Below are 6795 nucleotides of genomic sequence, written 5' to 3' on the forward strand. Positions count from 1 at the left end.
GGTTTTCGGGCTTCCGCGCATGGGGCAGCCACCCGGACGGATAGTGGCTCTCCGGCGGGCGTTCGGCTTTGATCAAGCAGGTACGCTCGGCACTGCTGCAGAGCGCACTGCCCGGCGTCAACGGTTGTCATTGGGTGTCGTCACCGGACACGACCAGCCGCTTGGGCCGCGAGCCGGCAGCCGACCGACCGACCCCGCGCCCCGAGCCGCTCCAGAGGGAAGCCACCAGGTGAGCACCCACTCGATGCTGCTGTTCGTGCTCGCCGCCGTCGCGGTCATCGTCGTCGTACGGTGGCTGGCGGCGCGCACAGGTCTGCCGGCGGCGGCGCTCCTGCCGCTCATCGGCATCGCGTACGCACTACTCCCCGGCCCCAACGTCGGCCTGGATCCCGACCTCGTACTCATGGTCGTACTGCCGCCGTTGCTCTACAGTGCCGCGCTGGACTCCTCGCTGCTGGACATCCGCCGCAACCTGCGCATCGTGGTCAGCCTGTCGGTGATGCTGGTGCTCCTCACCGGGCTGCTCGTGGGGCTCGGGTTCCACCTGTTCGTCGCCGGGGCGACACTGGCCGCCGGGATCGCGGTCGGCGCCGCCATCGCACCCCCCGACCCCGTGGCAGCGCTCGCGGTGGGCCGGCGGGTCAACCTACCTCCGAAGATGATCACAATCATCCAGGGCGAAGGGCTGCTCAACGACGCCACCGCCCTGACGATGCTCAGCGTCGCGGTGGCCGCCGCCGTCGGCGGGGAGTTCTCGTTCCCCGAGGCCGTCGGGAAGTTCGTGCTGGCAGCGGCCGGCGGGATGGCTGTCGGAGCGGTCGTCGCCAGGCTGGTCCGGCTGGCCCGACCGATCACCGCGGACCCGTTGCTGTCCAACGCCCTCTCGCTCGCGACACCCTTCGTGGCCTACCTGCTGGGCGAGGCACTGCACGTCTCCGGGGTGCTCGCCGTGGTGGTCGCCGGGCTCATCGTCGGCCACCAGACGCCCCAGTTCGGCTCCGGCGCGGCCCGGTTGCAGACCAACGCGGTCTGGCGGCTTGTCGACTTCCTCCTCGAAGGCTTCGTCTTCCTGCTCATCGGCCAGCAACTCCCCGAGGTCATCAAGGGCCTGCGCGAGTACGACACGTCGACAATCGTCATCGCCGTCGCGGTGTCGGTGGGCGTGGTGCTGCTGCTGCGCCCCGCGTGGCTCGTGTTGACCCAGTCCCTGCCCCGGTCGCTGCACACCCGGCTGGGTGGCATATCCGAGCAGGACGACACCGACGAGCCCGGCAACGCCCGGCAGATGGCGCGCGCCGACCGCAACGCCGAACGGCTCAGCCTCCGCGAAGTGGTGGCACTGAGCTGGTCCGGCACGCGCGGCGTCATCAGCCTGGCCGCGATCTTCACCCTGCCGCTGACCACCGACAGCGGCGCAGCTTTCCCCGACCGGAACCTCCTGCTGTTCTGCACCCTCGTGGTGGTCCTCGTGACGCTCGTCGGGCAGGGCCTGACGTTCGCGCCGCTCGTGCGGATGCTCGGCCTGCGCGCCAACGAAACCGACCAGGCCCGGGTACGCAACGAGGCCCGCTCGGCGGCGGTCGAAGCCGCTCTGGCCCGCCTCGACGAGGTCGTCGCCGAGGAACCGGACAGCGCCGAGGCCGTCAACGCCATCCGTACGAAACTGCTCGCCCGGCTGAAGCGCTACCGGGGACGGCTCGACCTGCTCCAGCAGAGCGGATCCGCCGAGATCCCCACCTCACCGGAGTACGAGACGGCGCTTCGCATCCGCCGGACGGCCATCGACGCGCAGCGGGAGGAACTCGTGCGCTGGCGTGACTCCGGCCGACTGCCCGACGAGGGACTCCGCGTCCTGGAACGGGAACTCGACCACGAAGAGCTGCTGCTGCCGAAGCGGGGTTCATGACGCTGAGCGTCTGACGGGCGCGGCGGTCCCTTGCCGGCGGTGAGCACGCCAGCGCGCCGACCCACGTTGCGCGCATCGGCCGCACCTCACCTCGGGAGCTGCACCCCGGAGTGACAGCAGCGGGGACGTCAGCGTCGTGCGGGGCCTGGACGACCATCGCCTCGCCAGTGTGATGGAACCACTGGCGAGGCGATGATCAGCCGATGTGCGCTACTTCTTCTTCGTCTCGATCTTGATCGTCGCGGTGCGGTAGTTGTTGCGCTTGTCGTTCTTCGTCGGGTCGTAGCCCTTCTCGATGTTGCCAGCGCTGTCCACCGAGAACCAGTTGAAGGTCGTCGTCTCGGTCACGTGGAACACCTGCCCCGGCTCACGGAACTCGGTCGCCGCGTAGCGGGGCGACTCGAGCGTGGGCCGGCTGCCGTCCGTCGTGTAGTAGATGGTGGCCGGCTCGTTGGTCTCGAAGTGCACGTTGACAGGCCCCTGGTACTTCCCGTTGCCGGGAACGAGGTCGGACGTCGGCTTCTTCTTGTCCTTGCCCCAGTCCGCCGCGACCCGGAACATCTCCATGATGCCGTTGGCGTACTCCATGGTCTCGGCGTGGCCGCTGACCAGCTCGGGGTTGCCGTCCCACGCCGGCTGGAACGAACCGCCCTGCCAGTTGCCGGTGGCCGGGTTGTAGATGGAGCCACCGACCTCCCAGCCGAAGGCGTAGATCCCGTAGGTGTGGTACAGGTCCTCGCGGACGTTGCCCGCCGAGGAGTAGAGGACGTCGGACGAACCGCCGACGTTCTCCGGCGTCACGACAGTCTCCCGGTGCGCCTTGACCTGCCCCAGGATCCGGGAAGCCGACTGCCAGTAGAACGCCTCGTCACCGAGCGGCGGGCGCGGGGTGGTGATACGCCCGTCGGCGATGTAGGCGCCGGGCTGCCAGAACAGCTGACCACCGTTGGAGTGCACCGACATCATGAACTTGATGTTCTTGTACTTCTCGACCAGCCAGATGATGTTCTTCGACTCGGGCTCGGACAGCTTCTCCGGGCCCTGGTAGGTGCCGCTGGTGCACACCGACGAGCCGCCGGAGTAGCCGTCCTGAGCCGACCCGACCCGGTAGTTCCGGTTCAGGTCGACACCCCAGGAGTTCCGGTTCGCCGGGTCGGCGGCCGAGTCCGCGCAGTGGTTCGTCATGTTCTTACGCTGCGAGGCGAAGTTGTAGAAGCTGTAGTTCGCCCCGTCGGGGTTGTTGGAGAGGATGAAGAAGACGTCGGTGTTGTCGACGATGTTCTTCGTCTCCTTGTCGGTCTTGTAGTTGTGCACCAGCCGCTCGGCGGACTCCAGGCTCGTCGTCGCCGGCACCCACTCGCGGGCGTGGTCCTGCGCCTGGATCAGCACGCCGGGCTTCTTGCCGTCACGGTGCTTGCCGATCCGCAGAACGGGGATGGTGACCGGGCCGCGCGGGACCTCGCCCTCCGGCGCGCCGACGCGCTTCTGGTCGAGGAAGTCGGTCAGGGCGACCGGGCCCTCCGTCGGCGCGACGATGCCGGTGCCCGCGTTGGTGCGGTACGGGTGCGACCGGTCGATGAGGCCCTGGGACTGGGTCCGCAGTGCCTCCGCCACCTGCGTGGCAGTGCTCGACAGCGCACCGGAGGCGTCCTTCGCAAGCAGGACGCGGACCGCCTTGCCAGTGACCTCCACCGCGAGCGGGAGGTTGGCCCCCGACCGGTTCACGAACTCGACGGTGACGTCGTTGCCGCCCTCGTGGCCCCACGCCGCACTGCTGACGACGACAGCCGACTGACCCGTGCCACCGATCGTCGCCTGCGCCTTGCGCTGGTAGCCGTTCGTCTGGTTCGGGAGGTAGACGATCTCGGCGATGCCCGGGTACTGCTGGGCGATCTCCTTGGCGCGGGCGAAGAGCTGCTGCGGGTGCCGGTAGCCGTCCACGAAGTCGGACTTGTAGCCGGGCTTCTCCGTCAGCGGCGACGGGGCGTTCTCCAGCCAGTCGGAGACGACGCCGGTGGTGACACCGCCGGTGGAGCTGGTGACCCGGATCTCGCTCGGACGCGTGTCGAGCTTGAACAGGTTCCGGTGGAACATGTACTGCCCGGAGTCCACGAACCGGCTCATCGTCCGCGCGAACTCGAACGGCGTGCCCTTGCCCGAGTTGTTCTCCAGCTGCATCCCGACAATCGGGTTGGTCTGCTGCCCCTCGGTGGTGCGCGCCTCGACGTACAGGAAGCCCTGGCCCTTTGTGGTGAACCAGTCGGCGCGGGCGATGCGTACCGTCGCCAGCGCCGGGTCGGTCGCCGGCGGGCCGCCGGGCGCCGGCGGCTTCGCCTTGGGGCCGGCGGGGCCCTTGAGGCCGCCGTCGGCCTTTTCGCTCCACTTGAAGCGCGTGTTGTCATCGAGGAGCTGCACGCCCATCGACTTCAGCTTGGTGAGCTCGTCGGCGGTGACCACCACCTCGCCCTCGATGCCGTCCGGCACACGCTTGAGGCCGTGCTCAATATCGAATCCGGCGGCGGCGACCTTGTCCAACATGTCGGCGCCGGCCAGCTTGATGTCTACATGATGTGCCTGCTTGATGTTCTCGAGCAGGGAGTGCCCGGAACCGGCCGAGCCCTTCGGGCCAGTGGGGTCCGCACCAGCGGGCCCGGTCGACACGAGGACGCCCGCCACCAGGGCGGGAACGGCGAGAAGTGCGATGCGTCGTTGTATGCGCCGCATTTGCCCCTCCTTCTACTTGCGACGATATGTGCTCTGCTGGCCGACCCCCGCACGGCCGTTCCTCACCGAGGGCGGCCGTACCGAACTCGCGTGCCGTGTGCCTGGGTACGACGAAGGTGGTGTTGCCGTTGCGGAAGGGGGTGGGGGTCATCAGCGCGCTGAGTTCGGCAGAGCGTACGTGCGATCCGCAGCCTCGCTAGCTGGCATGATCTGAATTTGAGCATTCCTTGAGGCACCGTGCGACGCCCTGGACGCACACCGCAACCGGCGCGCATAGAAACACATCAGCGCAGGTGAGGGCTGACGGAGGGTACGCGAAAGCCTCAAGGGCCGGCCGCTCGACCGTCCCTTGAGGCGTGGTTCGTCGGTCAGCCCAGGCGGGCGGTCACCGCGGCGACCACCTGATCCTGTTCCGGCACGAGATAGAAATGGTCACCGGGGAACGTCGCCATCTCGAAGCCGCCGGTGGTCAACTCCCCCCAGGCGCGCACCGTCGCCGTGGTGCAGGTCGGGTCCTCGGTGCCCAGGTAGGCGACGATCGGGGCCTGGACCTTCGCAGGCTCGCGCGGCAGGTGGCGGTAGAGCATCCGCAGGTCCCCCCGGAGCGAGGGCATGATCAGTTCGCGGAGCTTCGGCGACCGCAACAGCACCGGGTCGACCTCGCCCAGGGCGCCGATCCGGCTGAGCAGGTATTCGTCGTCGGCGAGATCCGGATCGAGCTCGACCCGGCAGATGTGCGGCGCGCCGTGTCCCGAGACGAAGAGGACGCTCGGCGTGAACCCGTACCGGGACTCCAGGAGCAGCGTGACCTCGTACGCCACCGACGCGCCCATGCTGTGGCCGAAGAACGCGACGGGCCGGTCCAGGTACGGCACGAGCACGTCACTGATCCGCTCGGCGAGCACGTCCATCTGGTCCACGCACGGCTCCAGCACCCGGTCCTGCCGACCCGGATAGCAGACGGCCAGCAGATCAGTGGCACCGTCGAGGAGCCCCGCCCAGGGTTGGAACACGTTGGCGTTCCCACCGGCGTGCGGAAAGCAGACCAACCGTAGGTCGGACCGCTCCGCACGGCGGAAGGACCGCAGCCACCGGCCACGCGCCTCGGCACCCGTCATCTCCACGCCTCTCCTCCCGCCGCCGTCGCCCGGTCAGTCCGACATCGCCACCAGGATGCGGCGGCTCCCGGTGTAGGGCCGGCGGCCATGGGCCACCAGCACGTTGTCGATCAGCAGCAGGTCACCGACCCGCCAGTCCACGTTGATCGCCGCGTCCAACCCACGGTCGCGGATCTGGAAGACGTACTCGTCGGGGATCGGGCTGCCGTCGGCGAAGGTCACCGACTGCGGCAGTTCGTCAGGCGTCATCACCTGGGTCATCACCCGGGCGACCTCGTCGTCCAGAGCCGCCGGGTGCCACTGGTCGCTCTGGTTGAACCACACCTCCACGCCGGTCACCGGGTGCCTGGTGGTGGACGGGCGGACCTGGCTCACCCGCAGCCCGTCCGCTGTCCACTTCCACGTCGCCCCGGTGCCGCTCAGGAACTCCTCGACCTCCGCCTGGTCCTCGGTCTCGAAGGTCTGCTGCCAGCTCTTGCCCAGCCCCAGGCCGTCGTGGAGGTTCTGCTGGTAGCACACCCCGCCCGCGAAGGCCGCGCGAACCTCCGGGTCGAGGGACTCCAGCCAGAGGTTGGCGTCGACCACCGGGGTGGCACCGCCGGTCGGCGCGGCGACCTGGCAGTAGAACAGCAGGCGGGCCGGCCAGTGCGCCGCGTACGACAGCTCGTTGTGCATGGAGATGGTGTACTGCGCCGGATACTCCGTCGAGGTGTAGACGTTGCGGCCGACCTTGGTGCGTGGCGAGTTGCCGTGCACGTAGGCGAGCCGGTTCGGCAGCACCATGTCCATCACCTGGTCCAGCGCGCCCGGCTCGACGCCGAAGCCCCGGAACACAAGCGCCTTCTCGGCGGTGAGCAGCGCCGTCAGGTCCAGCTCCCGAAGATGGCCGATCAGCCCGTCAACGGTGGCTGCGCATCCGGCGCTGCGGGGCGTGATCTCGTGCGGCTGCCACGTGCCGTTCTCGCTCATCGGTCGGTCTCCTCCACGCCAGGGTCGGTCCACTGCCGGCAGCCTCACGTGGGCAGCCATATTTCCTCGATATCGGGC

At 68.8% G+C, this 6795-nt stretch carries 4 protein-coding genes; 1 reads left to right on the top strand and 3 read right to left on the bottom strand.

Going from position 1 to position 6795, the window contains the following annotated elements; all coding sequences use genetic code 11:
* The first annotated feature begins 244 nt into the window (after positions 1–244).
* Positions 245–1906, top strand: coding sequence for a Na+/H+ antiporter (locus tag F4558_RS20720; protein WP_053658650.1), 1662 nt, complete (start codon positions 245–247; stop codon positions 1904–1906).
* 210 nt (positions 1907–2116) lie between these two features.
* Here F4558_RS20720 and F4558_RS20725 read toward each other — a convergent pair whose 3' ends face one another.
* From F4558_RS20725 to F4558_RS20735, 3 genes are all read right to left on the bottom strand, one after another.
* A complete protein-coding gene (locus F4558_RS20725) occupies positions 2117–4630 on the bottom strand; it encodes a M14 family metallopeptidase (RefSeq protein ID WP_082377614.1) in 2514 nt (837 codons plus the stop codon).
* Positions 4631–4998: 368 nt separating this feature from the next.
* On the bottom strand, positions 4999–5748 hold the full coding sequence (locus tag F4558_RS20730) for a thioesterase II family protein (protein WP_231640153.1): 750 nt from the start codon (positions 5746–5748) through the stop codon (positions 4999–5001).
* A gap of 33 nt (positions 5749–5781) precedes the next feature.
* A complete protein-coding gene (locus tag F4558_RS20735) occupies positions 5782–6717 on the bottom strand; it encodes a TauD/TfdA family dioxygenase (RefSeq protein ID WP_167945618.1) in 936 nt (311 codons plus the stop codon).
* Positions 6718–6795 lie beyond the last annotated feature (78 nt).

Origin of the sequence: Micromonospora profundi, from assembly GCF_011927785.1 — a bacterium.
Taxonomy (GTDB): Bacteria; Actinomycetota; Actinomycetes; order Mycobacteriales; family Micromonosporaceae; genus Micromonospora; species Micromonospora profundi.